Annotated in this window: 17 protein-coding genes; 6 read left to right on the forward strand and 11 right to left on the reverse strand. The window is 57.4% G+C overall.

The annotated features are described in order from the left end of the window. The 6 genes from IDH45_RS21045 to thiL form a co-directional block, all read right to left on the reverse strand. The coding region (locus IDH45_RS21045) for a hypothetical protein (RefSeq protein ID WP_190930110.1) at window positions 1-1,755 on the reverse strand (1,755 nt) is incomplete at its 3' end. A 1,103-nt stretch (window positions 1,756-2,858) separates the two neighbouring features. Continuing rightward, window positions 2,859-3,923: a tRNA (adenosine(37)-N6)-threonylcarbamoyltransferase complex transferase subunit TsaD gene (tsaD, locus tag IDH45_RS21050; RefSeq protein ID WP_190930111.1), complete on the reverse strand. Its 1,065-nt coding sequence runs from the start codon at window positions 3,921-3,923 to the stop codon at window positions 2,859-2,861. Then, window positions 3,907-4,377, reverse strand: a complete 471-nt coding sequence (gene rimI, locus IDH45_RS21055) for a ribosomal protein S18-alanine N-acetyltransferase (RefSeq protein WP_190930207.1) — start codon at window positions 4,375-4,377, stop codon at window positions 3,907-3,909. The genes tsaD and rimI overlap by 17 nt, the downstream gene beginning before the upstream one ends. Window positions 4,378-4,411: 34 nt before the next feature. Continuing rightward, on the reverse strand, window positions 4,412-5,230 hold the full coding sequence (gene tsaB, locus IDH45_RS21060; RefSeq protein WP_190930112.1) for a tRNA (adenosine(37)-N6)-threonylcarbamoyltransferase complex dimerization subunit type 1 TsaB: 819 nt from the start codon (window positions 5,228-5,230) through the stop codon (window positions 4,412-4,414). Next, a complete protein-coding gene (tsaE, locus tag IDH45_RS21065) occupies window positions 5,227-5,697 on the reverse strand; it encodes a tRNA (adenosine(37)-N6)-threonylcarbamoyltransferase complex ATPase subunit type 1 TsaE (RefSeq protein ID WP_317891256.1) in 471 nt (156 codons plus the stop codon). Before tsaE ends, tsaB begins: the two co-directional genes overlap by 4 nt. A gap of 43 nt (window positions 5,698-5,740) precedes the next feature. Continuing rightward, entirely contained in the window at window positions 5,741-6,835 is a 1,095-nt protein-coding gene (thiL, locus tag IDH45_RS21070) for a thiamine-phosphate kinase (protein WP_223836852.1), read from the reverse strand. A 342-nt stretch (window positions 6,836-7,177) separates the two neighbouring features. Here thiL and IDH45_RS21075 point away from each other — a divergent pair, with 342 nt between their 5' ends. Together IDH45_RS21075 and IDH45_RS21080 are read left to right on the forward strand one after the other, a co-directional pair. Then, window positions 7,178-7,708 (forward strand): hypothetical protein, encoded by a 531-nt coding sequence (locus tag IDH45_RS21075; protein WP_190930115.1) that lies wholly within the window; start codon window positions 7,178-7,180, stop codon window positions 7,706-7,708. Between the two features lie 42 nt (window positions 7,709-7,750). Beyond that, window positions 7,751-8,458 carry an AIM24 family protein gene (locus tag IDH45_RS21080; protein ID WP_223836847.1) on the forward strand — a complete coding sequence of 236 codons (708 nt, stop codon included), beginning with the start codon at window positions 7,751-7,753 and terminating at the stop codon, window positions 8,456-8,458. A gap of 187 nt (window positions 8,459-8,645) precedes the next feature. Here IDH45_RS21080 and IDH45_RS21085 read toward each other — a convergent pair whose 3' ends face one another. Continuing rightward, complete coding sequence (locus tag IDH45_RS21085; RefSeq protein WP_190930116.1) at window positions 8,646-8,846, reverse strand: H-type small acid-soluble spore protein; 201 nt, start codon at window positions 8,844-8,846, stop codon at window positions 8,646-8,648. Between the two features lie 49 nt (window positions 8,847-8,895). Then, window positions 8,896-9,072, reverse strand: coding sequence for a hypothetical protein (locus IDH45_RS21090; RefSeq protein ID WP_190930218.1), 177 nt, complete (start codon window positions 9,070-9,072; stop codon window positions 8,896-8,898). 333 nt (window positions 9,073-9,405) lie between these two features. Here IDH45_RS21090 and ku point away from each other — a divergent pair, with 333 nt between their 5' ends. The 4 genes from ku to IDH45_RS21110 all read left to right on the forward strand — a co-directional run bounded on the left by ku (window position 9,406) and on the right by IDH45_RS21110 (window position 14,043). After that, the gene (gene ku, locus IDH45_RS21095) at window positions 9,406-10,254 is read left to right on the forward strand and encodes a non-homologous end joining protein Ku (RefSeq protein ID WP_190930117.1); all 849 of its coding nucleotides are present in this window, start codon (window positions 9,406-9,408) and stop codon (window positions 10,252-10,254) included. 224 nt (window positions 10,255-10,478) lie between these two features. Further along, window positions 10,479-11,468, forward strand: a complete 990-nt coding sequence (locus IDH45_RS21100) for a BadF/BadG/BcrA/BcrD ATPase family protein (protein ID WP_190930118.1) — start codon at window positions 10,479-10,481, stop codon at window positions 11,466-11,468. A gap of 656 nt (window positions 11,469-12,124) precedes the next feature. Next, window positions 12,125-13,081: an ATP-dependent DNA ligase gene (locus IDH45_RS21105; RefSeq protein WP_190930119.1), complete on the forward strand. Its 957-nt coding sequence runs from the start codon at window positions 12,125-12,127 to the stop codon at window positions 13,079-13,081. Between the two features lie 68 nt (window positions 13,082-13,149). Then, window positions 13,150-14,043, forward strand: coding sequence for a DNA polymerase domain-containing protein (locus tag IDH45_RS21110; RefSeq protein ID WP_190930120.1), 894 nt, complete (start codon window positions 13,150-13,152; stop codon window positions 14,041-14,043). Between the two features lie 160 nt (window positions 14,044-14,203). Here the strand turns inward: IDH45_RS21110 and IDH45_RS35030 are convergent, their stop codons facing one another. The 3 genes from IDH45_RS35030 to IDH45_RS21125 all read right to left on the reverse strand — a co-directional run bounded on the left by IDH45_RS35030 (window position 14,204) and on the right by IDH45_RS21125 (window position 17,756). Next, window positions 14,204-15,214, reverse strand: a complete 1,011-nt coding sequence (locus tag IDH45_RS35030) for a protoglobin domain-containing protein (protein ID WP_190930121.1) — start codon at window positions 15,212-15,214, stop codon at window positions 14,204-14,206. 129 nt (window positions 15,215-15,343) lie between these two features. Further along, window positions 15,344-16,774, reverse strand: a complete 1,431-nt coding sequence (gene cls / locus IDH45_RS21120) for a cardiolipin synthase (protein WP_190930122.1) — start codon at window positions 16,772-16,774, stop codon at window positions 15,344-15,346. An 85-nt stretch (window positions 16,775-16,859) separates the two neighbouring features. Continuing rightward, window positions 16,860-17,756: a CPBP family intramembrane glutamic endopeptidase gene (locus tag IDH45_RS21125; RefSeq protein ID WP_190930123.1), complete on the reverse strand. Its 897-nt coding sequence runs from the start codon at window positions 17,754-17,756 to the stop codon at window positions 16,860-16,862. Between the last annotated feature and the right edge of the window lie 192 nt (window positions 17,757-17,948).

Genomic DNA, 17,948 nt, shown 5'->3' on the forward strand with positions numbered 1-17,948 from the left:
GGCGGCTGCGGCGTCAAGCGCCGGCGGTGCGGGCGAGCCCGGCGGCGCGCTGGCGGCAGTCGCTGCGGCGGCTTGCACAGCGCCAGCCCCGCCCTTGGCTGCGGAGCGCCGGCGCTCCATCATGGCCGCGAACGCAAACGTAACAGCCCCGACGAGTACGCCCATGTACTCGTTGCCCATCCCGTAATATCTCGCTCCGATCATCGGATCGTATCCGAGGACGGACCGCTTCATGCCTTCTCCTCCCAGCACGCCGTCCAGCAAGAGCAGCAAAGCCGTAACGGCACTGACCAGCCCCGCCGCAGACAAAGCGGATCGCCTGAATCTGAACAGATAAGCCCCAGCCGTTGTGAACGTCAGGAACAACACGATCTGCACATTTCCCGGCACCGGATAAACCGCGTTTAACCAGCCGATCCACAGCAAAGTAAGAGGGGCCGCAAGCAGAAACAGCAGCAGCGCCTCCATCCAGCGGACTTTGTTGCCCAGTTTGAACCATAACGCGATCAAGGCCGCCACCAGCACAACCGCTTCCGCAGTTACGAAAGGGATCAGCAATTGCGGACGGGTGCGGTACACTTCCCGGATTCCGTTCAGCTCCCGGTGCAGCTCGGACCAGGCGCCGCCCTTCCGGACGATACTGATCTCCCGGCCGATCATATCATCCGGCGTCCCTATTCCGTAAGAAGCCAATAGGGACGGAGCGATGTCCGAAGCCGTAATAATCCCTTCTCTGCGCGTGCTCGGAGACGTTAATAATCCGGCGGGCACGGCGTCGCCGATCAGAACGGCTGGTGCCAACAGCATTTTATGGCGCGTCGCTTCAGCTCCCACGAACGGGGATAGAATCCACAGCAAATCTCCTTGCTGCCGCCGCCCCATCAAGCGGCCCAGCAGATGGTCCAGCTCGCCGAGAAGCTCCGCCTTCATTCGCTTCGCCTGATCTTCGCCGTACCGGGATACCTCTGTCTGCAGCCGGTACAAGTCGCCCCATTCGAGCAGCACAACGGAACGCGCTTCAACCGTCTCCCAGGCTTCCAATAGGGCGGTCAGATTCGTGCGGACGAAAGAGGGTCTTGCGAAGTCGGGAAGCAGCATCGTTTCCCCCGTATCGCCCCGTGTCACCAAACCTTGCGAATCCATCAGCATCAGTGGGGCAAACCGTCTGCGGGTTCCGGCCGAGTCGCTGTTGCCGTATACGGCGGTGATCAATCCGCGCCCCCTTAAATAATCGCCCAGCAGCCCCGCCTGCGCCCGGTGTCCGCGGGTTTCGTTGCGCTGCCGGATCGCCGCAATGTCCGGCACGACGATCTCCGCCTGATTCGTTTCGAGACCGGTCTGTTTCCGGTACACATCCGGCACCGCTCCTTCCCCCAGAAGGCCGCCGATCCTCTCACGCACATGAAACGCCCCATAATCCGGACTGCTCGACGCGGGAGCTCCCGAGCCGAGAGCGGTGTAGCTGTCCTCCAGCCCTTTCTCCGGATTGCGGACGTTCATCGCCCCGATCGCGCCTTGCCGGATCATGCTTTGCAGGTTGGGCATCCGCGCCAGCATGTCCTCCTCCCAATCGAGAAACGACCAGCCGGGCACCGATACGATCGTAATCTTGGCGGCAGCCGCCGGGCCTACCGCCTGGAGCTGGGCAGACCCGGCCGTTATAACGGAAACGGCAATAAACAGGAGCGCCGTTAGTCCGCCCCGCATCAGGCGACGCTTTTCTGGCGGCCGCAGCGCCGCCTCCGATCTACACATACGCGTTACCACCCGCATTTCCGGTTATGACAAACGTTGGCCGTATTCACTTGCTTTCGAAAACTGAATAAAAAAACTACCACGGCACAATTCACATCCTGCCGCATGAGGCCATTTACGAATAACAGCCATTTGAGCCTCTTATTTTTCTTAAATATCGTGTATTTGGAAAAATAGAGTGTTTTTGGGCCTCTTATTTCCAGTACATCTGCCTCAAATAACGATTTCGGTACAAAATAAGAGCCTCATATGGCTGCTATACCCAAGTAACCCCCAAATAAAGTTGATTTAAGGTGCTTCAAAGACTCTTATTTTAAGCAAGTTCGCAGCGGCCCGACATCGATTCCGTTTGTGTTCGCGAATTGTGCCGTCCGTCAAGTAAGAGAACCCCCATTTACTTTAATACGGTGAAGCTTTTAAACATTTTGCCCTGAAATAACGCTATTTCATCCATCAGTGCTTCCAAGCAGCGGCATGGACGTCTGATAAATTGAAAATCTGAATGATTCCGCTATTAATGCCCCATCGTGCGCTATCGCCGTTGCCCTCTTTTATAATTGCCTATTTTGCTTAATTTTACCGGAAACATCGGTATTCACAGATTATCCACAGGCCGGTTTCCCTAAAAACTCCCGTTCTGTGGGAAATACCCCCCCTATTCACATACTTATCCCCATTATCCACATTTTTTCTTGAAAAACTTATTCGCACATTGACTTTGAAAAAGGCTATGTCCCTCTTGCATTTGCAGATGTTATTCACACTATACACAGGGGGTGTGGATAACTGCTATCCACACCCCCTGTGTATAAATTCAACAGTATTTTAGCTGCGCACAGCCCGATTTTTTTCCAGTCCGATCTGATCTTCTCGCAACGCTGAATTGCAGACCGGCCTGCAAATTCTTCAACGATCCCGGTTCAGCTATCCCGGAACAACGGCAAAAAGCCGTCGCTCTCCCCGTGCAGGAGACGACGGCCTTTATCCGGCCTTGTCCTTCTCTCTCGTTGATCCGGCCCCCGTGTGAGGTGCGGATATGCTCCATCACCCGGCCGACCTGACCGTAAACTCGTAAACTTCCCTTTGTCCAACCATACTTGGCTTCAGACAAGCGGCTCCTTCACCGACCAATCCTCCAGCGATAACAGCGGTTCCGCCTTCAGATCAAGCGGCGACAGCTCGCCCCGCTCCCACTTCAGGAAAGCGGCCGCCGCGATCATCGCGGCGTTATCGGTGCACAGCGACAGCGGCGGCACGAGCAGCGGCAGCGATTCACGCTGGCAGCGTGCGGCCAGCGCTTCGCGCAGTCCCCGGTTGGCCGCTACCCCGCCCGCCAGCAGCAGCTGCTTGGCGCCGAACTCCTTGGACGCGCGGATCGCTTTTTCGACCAGCACCTCGACGACGGAATCCTGGAACCCCTTCGAGATGCGGACCGGATGAACGACGTCCCCGCGCATCTTCGCCTGGTTCAGAACGGCAAGTACGGCCGACTTCAGTCCACTGAAGCTGAAATCGTACGAGTCCGGCTCGAGCCAGACGCGCGGCATCGGTACGCCTTCGTCCGCTTCATGCGCCAGCCGGTCGACGTGCGGCCCGCCCGGATAGGGCAGCCCCATCGCGCGGGCCACCTTGTCGTAAGCTTCCCCCGCCGCGTCGTCGCGCGTCTGCCCGATAATGCGGAATACGCCCGGCGACGGAACGTGCACCAGCTCCGTATGTCCGCCTGACACGACAAGCGCCACCAGCGGATATTCCAGCTCCTGCACCAGCTGGTTCGCATAGATGTGCCCTGCGATATGATGCACTCCAATCAGCGGAATTTGCAGCGCGCAGGCAAGCGCTTTGGCCGCGACGACACCGACGAGCAGCGAACCGACCAGTCCGGGGCCCTGCGTAACCGCCACAGCCGACAAGTCCGTCAACCGGACTCCCGCCTCCCGGACCGCTTCCTCCAAAATAAGCGTGACGCTCTCCACGTGTTTACGCGAAGCGATCTCCGGTACGACGCCGCCATACCGTTTGTGCGTATTGATCTGACTCGATACGACGTTCGAGCGTATGATCGTTCCGTTCTCCACGACCGCCACGGACGTTTCGTCGCAGCTTGTTTCTACGGCCAGAATCAGTCCCGGCCTGGAACTTCGATTGTCCTTACCGCTTGTCGGCATCCGTATCCCGTTCTCCTTCCTCGGCGATCCGGGCCAAATGCGCCCACATGATGATGGCGTCTTCCCCGTTGTCCGTATAGTAGCCCTTGCGCAGCCCTGCCGGAATAAAGCCCAGCTTCGCATACAGCCTTTGCGCCACCACATTCGAGACGCGCACTTCCAGCGTCATCCGCTCCGCGCCGAGGAATACGGCCGCCGATTGCACCTGCATCAGCAGCCGCTCCCCGAGCTTTTTCCCGCGGAAATGAGTCCGCAAGGCAATATTCGTAATATGCGCTTCGTCCATAATCAGCCACATGCCGGCATAACCGGCAATTTCCCCGTTCAGCTCCATGACGAGGTAATGAGCGAAATGGTTGTTCGTAAGCTCGTTGTGAAAAGCGCTCGACGTCCACGGAGTCGGAAATGCTTCCCGCTCGATTTCGCAGATCGTCTCTATATCCTCCAGCCGCATGGACCGGAAATGCACGGATTCACCATAGGCCCGTTCAGCGTTGTCCAAACGGTTCGCCTCCCCGTTGTTCCTTCTGGGCCAGCTTCACTTCCGCTTCCGCCAGCTGTGTATAATTCGGCACGAGCTCGTGCGTGCCGTCCCGCTCCCCGCGGGCGATACGCCGCCATCCTAGCTCAGCGATTTGCGCCGCGCGAATACCGCTTTCCCGGATCTCCGCATGCACCCGTTCCGGGGCGCTCCCGCACCAGGCGTTCAGCGTCTCGCGGAATCCGGCCGTTTCCCCGCCGAACACGATAAGGTCCGGTCCGGTCCCTTCCGCGAGACGGCGTTCCAGCATAGCGGACAGATCCGGCAGCCACTCGGCTACAAGCCGGATGCCGTCATCGACTAACGTCTCCCAGCCGCCGCCGCTATCGGATGCGTACACGGAACAATAAGCTTGCCCCCGTCTCGCATCTAGCAGCGGAATCAGCCAGCATACAGCGGATCGCTTCTCTGCGCCGATGTCGCGAGCGTCCCCGAGCGCCAGCGCCTCCAGTGACGACACCCCGACTACGGGGATGCCGAGCGACCAGGAGAACGTCTTGGCGACCGTCACTCCGATGCGCACCCCGGTGTACGACCCCGGCCCGGTGCCGACTGCGATTGCAGCCAGATCGGCGGGCGATGCCCCGGCTTCCTTCAGCATCTCCTGGATTTCCGGCAGCAGCTTAATCGAATGATTGCGCTCCGCATGGGAGCTACGCTCGGCCTGAATGCCGCCGTCTACGGCGAGCGCCACCGTGAGCGCGCTGGTCGACGTATCGATCGCGAGCAGTGTGCCGGTTACATTATCCCGTTGTTCGGTCATCATGATAAGATCCCGTTCTCCTTCAATTGGTTGCACCATTGATTATACCGGGCCCCGTAAGGCCGCAGCTCCATCACCCTGCGAGTCTCGCCCGCGTGGCGAATATAGATGGCCAGACGGTCCGGCGGCAGCAAATTGCGGATAAGCTCGGCCCATTCCACCAGCGTTACGCCCTCGCCGTAGAAATAATCGTCCAGCCCGAGCTCGTCCGCCTCATTCTCGGATATCCGGTACACGTCCATATGATAAAACGGAAGACGGTCGCCTTCGTATTCTTTAATAATCGTAAACGTCGGGCTGTTGACCACTCCGGAAACGCCGAGCGCCCGGGCTACCGATTGGGAAAACCGCGTTTTCCCCGCTCCCAGGTCGCCGTCGAGAGCTACTACGGTCCCCGCCTCCATCATAGCGGCAAGCGCTTCGGCAAGCTTCGCGGTCTGCTCCTCGTTATTGGATTCATACCGGTAGATCGGCTCCGTGACCGTCTCCCCCTTTCAAGAGGTTGTTCGCACTTCAAGCAAAATGATTGTAGCCTTTCTTCGGTAACGGCTTCTCCACCCCGGCGGAGCTTCGCAGCGTGACGCCCGGCATGGGCGCCCGCTCCAGATTGGCTGCTGCGCCCTTGTCCGTCTTATTCATAGCGCCGGCTGCGGCTACTTCGCCCACCAGCCAGATCCGCTTGCCCGCCACCTCGAACCGTGCGGCCAATTCCGCGGCGCGCTCCCGGCGCACCGTCCCGACCAGCTCGTAGTCTTCTCCGCCGTATAAAGCGAAATCGTGCGGGTCCCTTCCGGCTGCGGAGGCGTACCGGGTCAGCTCGGGCGACAGCGGAATCCGCTCCTCATCCAGCACGATCCGGACGCCGGAAGCTTCCGCGATCTCCCATGCTTCGCTCGCCAGCCCGTCGCTAATATCGTTTAACGCTCCGCAGACGCCCGCTTCCGACGAAGCAAGAATTGCACCCGCGTCAATCCGCGGCTCCGGCCGCCTGTGCGCAAGTACAAGCGAACGAACCGTCTCCTCCATATCCTCGATCGGCACCGCAGGACGTCCGGCCTTCAGCAGCAGATGCAGTCCCGCAGCCGAATTGCCGAGCGGCCCGGTTACAAATACAATATCGCCGGGCAGAGCCGACGACCGCAGCAACGAGCGGTCCTCATCCGCTTCCCCGATGACGGTTACGGTTACCGTCAGCAACGATTTGGAAGACGTCGTATCGCCGCCGACAACTACCGTGCCGTACCGGTCCGCACACGCGTATAACCCGTCATACAGCTCTTGAAGCGATTCAGCCGTCCAAGTCCCGGACGGCCCGGACGGGACCGTCAGCGCGATCAGCGCCCATCTCGGCCTCGCTCCCATCGCCGCCATATCGCTTAGGCTAGACGCCATCGCCTTGTACCCGATATCGTAATGCTGCATCGTCTCGGGCAAGAAGTGGACCGTCTCAACCATCGTATCGCAAGAAACGACGATATCGCTGCCTGCGGACGGTTTCATGACAGCGGCATCGTCGCCTATGCCGGTCTTGACCCCGGTTTCGTTCGGCCTACCGGTGCCGGGCGAACCGCGCCGATTGAGCAGCCGGATCAACGCAAATTCGTCCATACCCCGCACTTCACGCGCCTCCCCATTCAACTTGTACCTATTATATCGGTACGGAAAGCATGCCGCAACAACGCATATGGGCCGTTCCCCCTTCTGACAACGCATATTTCGACAAACCTCGCCTCTCCGGCCTGCCGGCTGACTGGATGCTGCCGATCCCAAATTCCTGAGTCCCGCGCCCCGGCCGGATGTCCTTTTATAAGGAAAGAGGAACCGTCCGTTATTCACCGGCCTCTCAAAATCGGTTACAATAGAAAGAAACGAAACTGCGACAATTTTCGTATAAGAAGTAACGGACAAGCTTGTCCGCATGACGACGGATTTCGAGGAGGTCGACACGAATTGACAAACCTTGCACGGGACCCTGACATACAACCATCTCTCGATACACCGCGGTACTTGATCCGCAAGTCCGGACGCCGGGGGATCTGGGGAACATTCGGCATTTCGGCGGCCTTCGCCGCTTTTCTGTTCGGCTCGGTTCCTTTGCCGGCCCATGCGGGGGTGGTCGATAAAGTCAAAGACTTTATCCAGCTGCCCGGACAAGTCAGCGAACTGAAGGAACAATACGACGAGACCCGGAAGCAGCTCGACGACGCGACGAACCAGCTCGGCGAAGTGACGCGGCAGTCCCGGGAGACGATCGAGCAATACCGCGAAGCCGAACAACGGCTAAGAGAAGAGAACGAACGGCTGGCCCGGCAAAACGAACAGCTCGCCCAAGCGGTGTCCAGCCTTCAAAACGCCGAGCAGCAGCGGGCGAACCAGTCGAAGCGGACATGGACGATGATCTGGACGGGGGTTGGCCTGATCGCTTGTTATTTCCTCATCTCCCGGTTGTTCCGGCTCGTGCTCCGCAGCAAACATACGTAACGCACGTTGAAACCCGTTGTTAATCATTTAGGAGGAATCGTATTGGACATCCGCAGCGACGCCGTAACCGGCGGCACTTATCCATCCTCTTCGGCAGAACTGCTGTTGGACGAAGGCGATGCCGTCCACGTCCTGCACCCGCAGCAAATTGTGGCGTTTCACGGGGATTCGGCGCGCCGGGAAGACAAGCTGATGAATCTGCAGGGCATGTACCGGAAAAAAAAGCTGATCCGCTCCAAGCTGAGCGGCCCGGCCCGGCTGCTGATCGCTCTGCCTGTCGGCTATACGCTGCACTGCATGAAGCTGGCCGGCAACGAAGATCTGCTGTTCGAATTCCGCCACCTGCTCTTCTATACCGAAGGCATCCGGATGCAAAGCGTCATGCAAAGCTTCAAAAATATGATCGCGACCAAAGACGTAGTCCGCATGAAATTTTCCGGTGAAGGCACGATCGGAGTCATCTCGGCGGGTGCAATCACCGATTGGAAGCTTCATCCGGAGACGCCGTCCTATATTGACACCCGGTCGCTGATCGCGTATCCGCACAACGCCAAGATCGATCTGAGCGTGTACGGCAACCATCTGGCCAGCCAGCATATGAGCTTCCAGTGGAAAATTACCGGGGAAGGCGGAGCGCTCGTCCAGGTAGGCAAACCGGACGCCCAGCTGGAACAGTTCGTGAGCGGCGACGGTCTGGTGAAGCGCCTGCTGAGGGAAATTGTGCCGTTCGGCGGGATATGGTTCAAATAATCGGCGAGCACCTGCGCACATGTGCTTTCAGTCCCTACAGATCGGCATCGCTTGTCGATGGCCGTCCGCATCCTTTAGCGGGCTGCGGGCGCCGCCGCACCAAGTGCTAAAAGCCCCGGATCCCATGAGCGGAACCGGGGCTTCTTCTTTCCTTTGGCTTTGTGCAGGGCGGCCTGGCCGCCTTGCGTTATCCCCGCTGCGGGGTCGTACCGTGCTCCTGAAGCTCGGTGATGGGAACGTTTTTGGATACGCGCGGATCGTTTTCCGGGTGGATGGTCGCCACGCCGCTGTACTTGTCCACACTGTCGATCCAGACCGATTCGCCCTGCCACGTGACCTCGACTTTATCGCTTATTAACAGGATGCGCTGTGCGCGATCGTAATCCATGCTCCAGTCCTCCTCTGTAGGTTTGGCGGCACCAGGCCCGTGTCCGTCGTTACGACAAATCCTTCTCGATCTCGCCCGTTACGTACTCTTCCGGGTTTTCGATCAAGCCGTTATGCATCGTGATGTTGCCGCCGCCGAGTCCTTCGTTGATCATCCGGTCGACGTCCATATCGCACTTGTCCCGGCCTTCGTAGACGGCATCATCCTGAAGCTCCTGCTCTTCCACGGTTCGCCCCCCTTTCTTTATGCGTTTCGATTAGAATGCCCCATTCCCCCACCGGCATACGACAAGCCGTCCGAACATATACTGAAAAGATGACCGGCAGGTGTAGAACGTCATCATTTGGACAACACTTGTAAGTAAGAGAACACACAGCCGAGTGAAGCCGCTGGAAGTTTGGTTGCTGCGGTGAAACGGAGCTGTGCCATGGCAGGATAACGGGGCAAAGGATGCTATTTAACCGGATACGGAACCATTAAGGTACGACTGCCCCATCTGGCTGAAGCGGGGTCCCGGTCCAAGCGCCGCGGACAACCCCACTAAAAAGGAGGCATGGCGATGCATACGGTATGGAAGGGAGCGATCAGCTTCGGTCTGGTCCACGTCCCCGTCAAAATGTTTTCCGCCACCGAGGACAAAGATATTTCCATGAAGTATATCCACAAAACTTGCGGAACTCCTCTGTCGTACGTACGGACTTGTCAGCATTGCGAGCAGCCGGTGGAATGGGAGCAAATCTCGCGCGGCTACGAGTACGAGCCGGGCCGGTTCGTCCTGTTCGAGAAGGAAGAGCTCGACAGCCTCTCGGAAGCGAACAAAGAAATTCAAATTTTGGATTTCGTCGATTTAACAGAAATCGATCCGATCTACTTCCAAAAAACGTATTATTTAGCTCCGGGGGATACCGGTGCGGGCGCCTACAGCCTGCTGCTCGAAGCGATGCGCCAATCGGGCAAAATCGGCATCGCCAAAGTGTCGATCCGTTCCAAGAGCAGTCTGGCCGCCATTCGGGTGATTCAGGATTGTATCGCGATGGAAACGATATTCTACCCCGACGAAATCCGCTCGATTGCACAGGTGCCTAATTTGCCGGAAAATCCGAAAGTGAACGACAAGGAGCTGACGATGGCCAAAATGCTGATCGAGCAGCTGTCGACGCCGTTCGAACCGGGCAAGTATAAGGACGACTACCGAGAGAAAGTGCTGACGATGATCGAGCAGAAGGTAGCCGGAGAAGAAATCAAGGTCGCTCCGGAAGCGCAAAAAACGAATGTCATCGATCTGATGGCCGCGCTGCAGGCGAGTCTCGAAGCGGTCAAACCGGCCAGCGTTCCAACCGAACCGGCCGAACCGGCTGCCGCCCCGAAAGCCAAAGGGAAGAAAAAAGCGAAGGAAACTGTTTCATAGCCGGTTGAATCGCATCCATGAAGTAATCTGTGCAACTTAACTTGGGAGAAAACGCGCGCTGCCGCCGTTAATCCTTCCGCCTGCTTGCTCCCGCACGCTGGAGCGAACTCGGGGCCGTTCATTTCGGCAACCCGCCATAAGGGGGAATTCCAGTATTTATCGCAGAGAAACGTTGCCCGCGGTATACTTGCGTAAGTACGCAAGATAACCGAGGAGGAATAAGCATGGGGCAGCAATGTGTGATTGGAATTGACGGCGGAGGTACCCGGACCCGGATCGTAGTGGCAGATCTGAGCGGCAATGTGCTTTCTTACGCGGAGCACGGAGCGTCTTCGATTCATAAAGATGCCAATGCGGCGCGCAATGTGCAGGAAGGAATCGCCGATGCGCTGGCTAAGGCCGGCCGGACTCCGGAACAGGCCGCAGGTCTGCTAGCCGGAGTGGCCGGCTTCGATTCCGAACGGGACCTCGCCTGGGTCGAGGAATTGACAGCCTTGCCCGGAATCGTCTGTCCCCGGTGGCACGTCAACGACGCCGTGATCGCTCATGCCGGAGCATTCATGTCCGGTCCGGGCATCATGGTTGTCTCGGGCACGGGATCGATTATTTTTGCCGTTACGGAAGACGGCGCGCACCTGCGCAACTACGATATGCACCATTATGCGTCCAGTGCCGCACGTTTTCTCGCTTACGAAGCCACGTATGAGATATTGGCCGGACATACCGGACCTTCGGATTCAGCGCTGGTCAGACGCACCCTCGACTTTTGGAACAAACCCGATGTAGAGGAGCTGCTTCGTCTCGCCCTGCAAGGCTTCGCCTCCGATCCGAAGGAGCGGACCCGGCTGTTCGGCCAGATGGCGCCGATCGTCACATCCGCCGCCCTCGAAGGGAGCGAGCTGGCCCGCTCCGTCTGCGACCGGAAAGTCCACGAGGCCGTAGTCGGCGTTCATATGCTGGGAGCCTGCTTCCGCTCGGAAACCGTACAAGTTGCCTGCATCGGAAGCGCCATCAACAGCACGTATATGAAGGAGCAATTCCGCAAAGAATGCGAATCCGTATCGGCTAAACGGTACATCCTCCAGGAACCGGTGCTGTCGCCGGCAGCGGGAGCCGTTATGATGGCCCTTAACCGATTGGGCGTTTCGGCGGGTGACGATACCGTAGACAAATTGCTGAAACATCCCTGCTCCAGAGGGGACAGCTCTCTTTAACTGACACCTGATGGCGTGAAGGCGGTAAGTTGTAGCGGCTGTATTCCTTGCCGTGGCGTGTTGTGCCATGTCGTGCCGTGCCATACTGTGCTGTGACGTAGCGTGGCGTTTCGTGCTTTGGCGTGGCGTATGGTGGTGTGCCAATGCCATGTTGCGCTGTACCGTGTAGTCCCGTGGCGTGCCATGCTGTACTATTCCATACTGCGCGTGCCGTGCACATTAGCAGTCTTTTGGAGCCTTTATTTTATTGATTTTACCGTTTTCCTGAGCAATAAGAGCTGCTGGCAACTCTTATATATGGCCAATGTCGACGATTTCGGTTCAAGTAGGAAAAATAAGAGCCTCTATTATACCTTATTCCTCCGTTTTCAGCTATTTCTTGTGATTTAAGAGCTATTATCATCCGCTATTACGCCGGGGCCGCGTGCTGTATTGCCTAGATGATCGATTTTTTCGATCATTTGATCATTTGATCATTTGATCATTTGATCATTCGATTATTGGATCATTCGTTTACTTAATCGTTCGTTTACTCGATCGTTCGATCATTTACCCGTTCATCCAATCATCCGGACTTCCAGCGGCGTTCCTTTACCGGCATTTACCTTTAACTTGATTAACCGTCCTATTAGCATGCGATGAACGGAGGCGGGACCATGAACTTAAAACCGGTCATCCCGTTCGAGCCGATCCGGGCGGATAAGCTTCCTGCCGGACCGAATTGGATTGCCCAGATCAAGTGGGACGGCGTACGGATGCTCGTTTATTTTGACGGACTGGAGACCCGCCTGTGGAACCGGAGGCGCAACGAGAAAACGTTGCAATACCCCGAATTCGCCGATATCCGGTCCTACTGCAGCGCCTCCTCCGTCATTCTCGACGGCGAGATGATCGCGCTCGACCAAAGCAAGCCGGCGTTTCACGAGATTATGAAGCGGGACCGGCTTCGAACGGCGAGCAAAATCGGCCTGGCCGTCTCGCAAACGCCCGTAACCTATATGATCTTCGACGTACTGTACTGCAACGGCGAATGGGTGAACGGCCGGCCGCTTGAGCAGCGTCAGCAACTGCTGGAGCAAATCATCATCCCCGGGGAACGGGTTCAAACGGTTAAAAATTACCCCGATCCCTCCGCCCTGCTCGAGGTGATGAAAGCCCACGGCATGGAAGGCATCGTCTGCAAAGATTTGACCAGCACCTACCCGCTGGACGGCAAAGACGGACGCTGGCAAAAGGTGAAGCTGTATCACGACAGATATGCGGTAGTCGGCGGAGTTACGTTCCGGGGCAAAGTCGTAAACGCTCTTCTGCTCGGGTTGTACGATGAGAACGGAACGTTGTATTACATCGGCCATGCCGGAACCGGCAAAGTCACGATGGCCGAATGGGAGCGGCTGACGGCCCGCGTTCAGACGATGTTCGTCCGGGAACGTCCCTTCCGCAACGAACCGGAGCGAAGCAAGGACGCCTTCTGGATACGCCCGGAAATTGTCGTCAAGGTGCAGTTTCTCGAGTGGACGCCGGATGGAATCATGCGGCATCCGAGCATACAGTCATTTGCCGAGGTTGACGCCGGGCAGCTAAAGGGCACCTGCTCGTTCGGACAAACCTGATAGCCGCTGGCTTGACGCGGACGTGACCGGTTGGACGATTCAATCCACTTTAGAAAGGGAGAATGGCGATGGCGACGGCGGCAAAAGGCTCGGTAACCGTTGAAGGCCACGAGATTACGATCACCAACCCGGAGAAGCTGCTGTGGCCGGAGAAAAAGATTACGAAGCTGCTTTACCTGGAGAAGCTGCTCGCACTCGCTCCTTATCTGCTGAAGTATTGCCGGGACCGCCATCTGACGACGATCCGGTTCCCTCACGGCATCCACGGCAAATCGTTTTACCAGAAAAACTGTCCGGAGCCGATTCCCGAGTTCGTGCGTCTGGCGCCGCTGGACGGTATCCAATACGTGCACCTCGACTCCATTCCGACCTTGCTGTGGCTCGGCAATCTGGCCTGCCTCGAATTCCATCCGTCCTTCCACCGGATCGGGTCCATGCTGCCGGCCGAATGGCTGATCGACATCGACCCTTCCCTCGATCGGGAGCCGCGGATTATGAAGGCGGTCCATCTGATCGGAGAAGCGCTCGACAAGATGAATATCCGGGCTGTTCCCAAGACGTCCGGCGCCACCGGCGTCCAGTTGTACATCCCGCTCGCCAAGCCGTATACGTTCGAGCAGCTCCGCCAGATCGGCCATTTTCTCGGCCAGTATTTGACCCAGCAGCATCCGAAGCTGTTCACGATCGAAAGGCTCAAAAAAAATCGCGACGACCTGATCTATGTCGACTATTTGCAGCATTGGTACGGAAAGACGCTTTCCAGCCCGTATACGCCGCGAGCGCGCGAAGCGGCCTCCGTATCCGCTCCGCTCGAATGGAGCGAGGTCGAGGCAAACGTCGATCCGCGCGACTTTCATCTGCTCAACATGGAAGAGCGGCTTCGCCGGAAGGGCGATCTGATCGCCTCGTCGCCGCCTCAATCGCTTGATCATGTGTTGTCGGTTATCGGCAAAGGAAACTGAAGCCCACGATTGGACGTTACAAAGGGGGCGTCTCAAATGCTCGCCCCCACTTCGAACTTGATGTCTTCGAAAAAAAGGACCTCCTCCCCCACTTTACTACTGTGAAGGTTGAGGTCCTTTCGTTTTGGATACCGGGACAGCTCCCGTCCGGTTCGAAGCTTCAATCCGCCGATTTCTTTAAGTTCTCCAGCTCCGCTGTCACGCGTTCGATCATCAGGACGAATGAAGACAATTCCTTCGAGCTGGTCGCCTGCGTCCGGGCATGGGCAGCCGTCTGATCCGATTCGGTGCGAACACGCTCCAGCATCGAGCTGATCGTCCGCAGCTTGGTGTCGATCTGTACAAGCGCTTCCTTCGACCGGGACGCCAGCTTCCGCACTTCGCCCGCGACCACGTCGAAGCCGCGCCCGTGCTCGCCTGCCCGCGCCGCTTCGATCGCCGCATTCAAGCCGAGCAGATGCGTCTGGTCGGATATTTCCTGCATCAGCTCGCCCATCTCGTCGATTGCGTTAATCTCCGCCGTCAACTGCTTGACGAGCTCATTGGCATGCTCCTGCGATGACGCCGTGCGATCCGCCGTTTCGGCGACGGCTTGGCTGCTCTCTCCCAGCTCCACCATCATAGCGGCCAGTTCCTGCACCGCTACGGTAATCCCCCGAAGCATCTCGCTCTGATCCTGAGCCAGCTTCTCCAGCTTCAACTGCTCGCTCATCTCATATGCTTCGAGCACGAGCTGAGAATCCAGATTGAACATTTTGGTCAGGGAGTAGATGACCTTCTGCCAATCGTTCGGCATAATCCGCTGAAATTGTTCCGTAGCGATCTGAAGATACAGCATGTACGTGCCCAAATACCAATCCGTGGTCAGACCGATCCGGGAGTGCACTTGGCCGACCATAATCCGGCGCTGAATATATTCCTCATCAATCGTTCCCGAGGCCATCGACACGAAATACCATCTCTGCGTCTCCTTCAGACGATCCAGCGTGCTGTGGGCCTGAATAATCCGCTGCAGGGCGGGCTGTTTCGTAATCCGGTCGTACAATTCATCGACCAGAACGTTAACCACCTGTTCAAATTGCTCTTTTTTGGAATGCAGCAAAGCCAGATCGGCATCGGTCAATCCGATATAAGCCACCTGCTGCTGCCGGGCTCCGGTTAAAGTGATCACATGAAACTCCCCCCGTCGATGTCGATATATGCGGTGATATACGACATAGTTCGACTCGGATCGCTTATATTCCTCCCGGCCGCTGTGACATTTGCCACTTATCTTTTCACGGTATTCATTCGCGGCGGTTTAGAACAACGGGGCCAGCAGCCGGGCCGCCAGCTCCTTCGCCCGCTCGTATTTGGAGCGCCGTTCGAATTCGGACAGCAGGATCTCCTTGCTGTTGCGCATATCCGTCATAAAATCCCGCTCCAGACGGGCAATCGTGTCCCGGTCGTACAAAACGGCCATAATCTCGAAATTGCTGAAAAAGCTGCGCATGTCCATATTCGCCGTTCCTACCGTAGCAAGCAGCCGGTCGATGATCAACGTTTTAGCATGGACGAAGCCTTTCTGATACTGGTAAAACCGGACGCCCGCCTGCATCAGCTCGTGTACGTACGACATCGAAGCCCAGTGAATGATTCTGGCATCAGGCACGCCGGGCAAAATAATCCGCACATCGACTCCGCTGACCGCTGCCGTCTTCAGTGCCATGGCAATACTTGGGTCCGGGATAAAATAAGGCGTCGTGATATAGATCCGGCTCCGCGCCGCCGTCATCGCTCCGAAAAACACTTCCTGCACCGCATACCAGGGAGCGTCGGGACCGCTTGCAATCAGTTGCACGGTCTCCTCCCCCATGCATTCGTGCTCCGGCAAATACATCGGGTCCAGCAGCGTCTTGCCGCTCGCAAACACCCAGTCGGTAGCAAACGTATGCTGCAAATAATAGACGCTGTCACCTCCGAGCCGGATATGTGTATCGCGCCAATAGCCGAGAGCCGGGTCGGCCCCCAAATATTCGTCCCCGATATTGATCCCGCCCAAAAAGCCGACCGTCCCGTCGACAACGACTATTTTGCGGTGGTTGCGGTAGTTCAGCCGCTTGTCAAAAAACGCGATCAGCGGAGGCAGGAAGCCGTACACTTCCACCCCCGCCCGCTTCAATTCCTTCACGTAACGCCCGCTCAGCTTATAGCTGCCGACCCCGTCATACAGCAGACGAACCGGTACGCCTTCCGCCGCCTTGCGCATCATCAGTTGCTGGAACTTCTTCCCGATCTCATCGTCCCGCACGATGTAATACTCGACATGAATAAAGGAGCGGGCCTGTTCCATCGCCGCCAAGATCGCTTCGTATGTAGATTCGCCGTCGCTGTAGATCTCGACGCTGTTGCAAGCCATGATCGGCGAGCCGGGTATGTTGTTCAGCAAGCCGAGCAGCCGGTGCTCGCCGTAAATATCGCAGCGCCGGACCGCATCCCCGGGCCCCGCCTTGCGTGCCTTGTGCCAGAGAGCACGCCTGATTTCCGCAATGACCCGGCGTTCCTTGCGTCGCATCTGTTTGCGCCTCGTATACTTTTTAGCCAGAAAGTAATACATGATAAAGCCGATGATCGGCAGAACGAACAAGACGGATAGCCACGCCACTGCCTTGGCCGGATTGCGGAATTCCAAGAGCAGGATGGTGGCGATTTGAAATATAAACAACCCGAGCGCGAGTGTCAGCCACATCATAAGTATCCTCCTCGGATGTCCGCATTTGCGGGCTCCGGCTCCGAGTTCGGGCCGCACTTTCTAGCATATACGTTCGCGCTTCCGCCTATTCTCCTTTCCGGATTTTTCTCCCGTCCGGCGTTCCTCCGCCGCGCTTCCATATCCAGTAAGCAGCCGCGCCGATCACTGCAGTGGCAATCAGGCTTCCTTCCGCTCCGAACGCCCCTCCCGACAGCGCGGCTGGTCCGGGCGATTCGAGCCTCAGCACCGACTCGACATCCGTCCCCGATACTTCGAAGCCGTATACGTTGCCCTGGACGAAGTTCCAGGTCCAGTGAAGTCCGATTGGAAGCCATAGGCCTCCCGTCACCTCCCGGCTGATCCCGAATAGCAAGCCGGCCGCGAAAATATTAATCAAGGGCAGCGGATTCGCCAGCGCTCCCGGATTAAAGGCATGCAGAACGGAAAAAAACAGGGATGAGCAAATAATCGCGGCCGCCGGACCGAACCGGTGGCGAATGACGCCCTGCACATACCCGCGGCTGAACAGCTCTTCATTAATCGCCACAAGCGCAAACAGCAGTAAGTAGCCGGCAAGTTCCGTCCATACCGCCGCACCGGTCGCGACTCCCGTAATCCTGACCGATTGGACGGCCAACATGAGAACGAATACGATGCTGATCAGCACGATGCCGAGTACCGAGCCTCTCAGCAGCTCTTTCATCGCTCCGCGCTGTCTCCAGCCGAGCGACCAGCCTGCCTTCCTGTCGAATAGAACAAACATGAGCGGCACCGCCGCCATAAATCCCGCCGCCTGGGCGATCATTGAACCGTACGTAAACGACGGATCGCTCAGCATCGCATCCAGCGTCCAATCGCCGCTTCCCGTCAGGCCGACTACGGCTACAACCGGAATCATCGCGACCAGCGTCAGCAGAAACGCGAAGATGAACGCAAGCGCAATCTTGCCGATGACGATACCGGCATATTTGGTCATATGCATAAGTTTGAACTCCCTCCGATTCATTTTCCAGAGTTTTCCCATCCTTTATTGTACACATCCCGTCTTGCCCGCGCTATAAGGGGGTGTGAATGACGTACGGCTGGACCAACGACGGAAAAGTCATAGGAGCGAGGTGATCGCAGTCATAGATCGGTCATATGAACTGCTGGCGGGCGGCACTACCCGAACCGT

The organism is Paenibacillus oceani, from assembly GCF_014705615.1.
In the GTDB taxonomy this organism is placed as follows: domain Bacteria; phylum Bacillota; class Bacilli; order Paenibacillales; family NBRC-103111; genus Paenibacillus_AB; species Paenibacillus_AB oceani.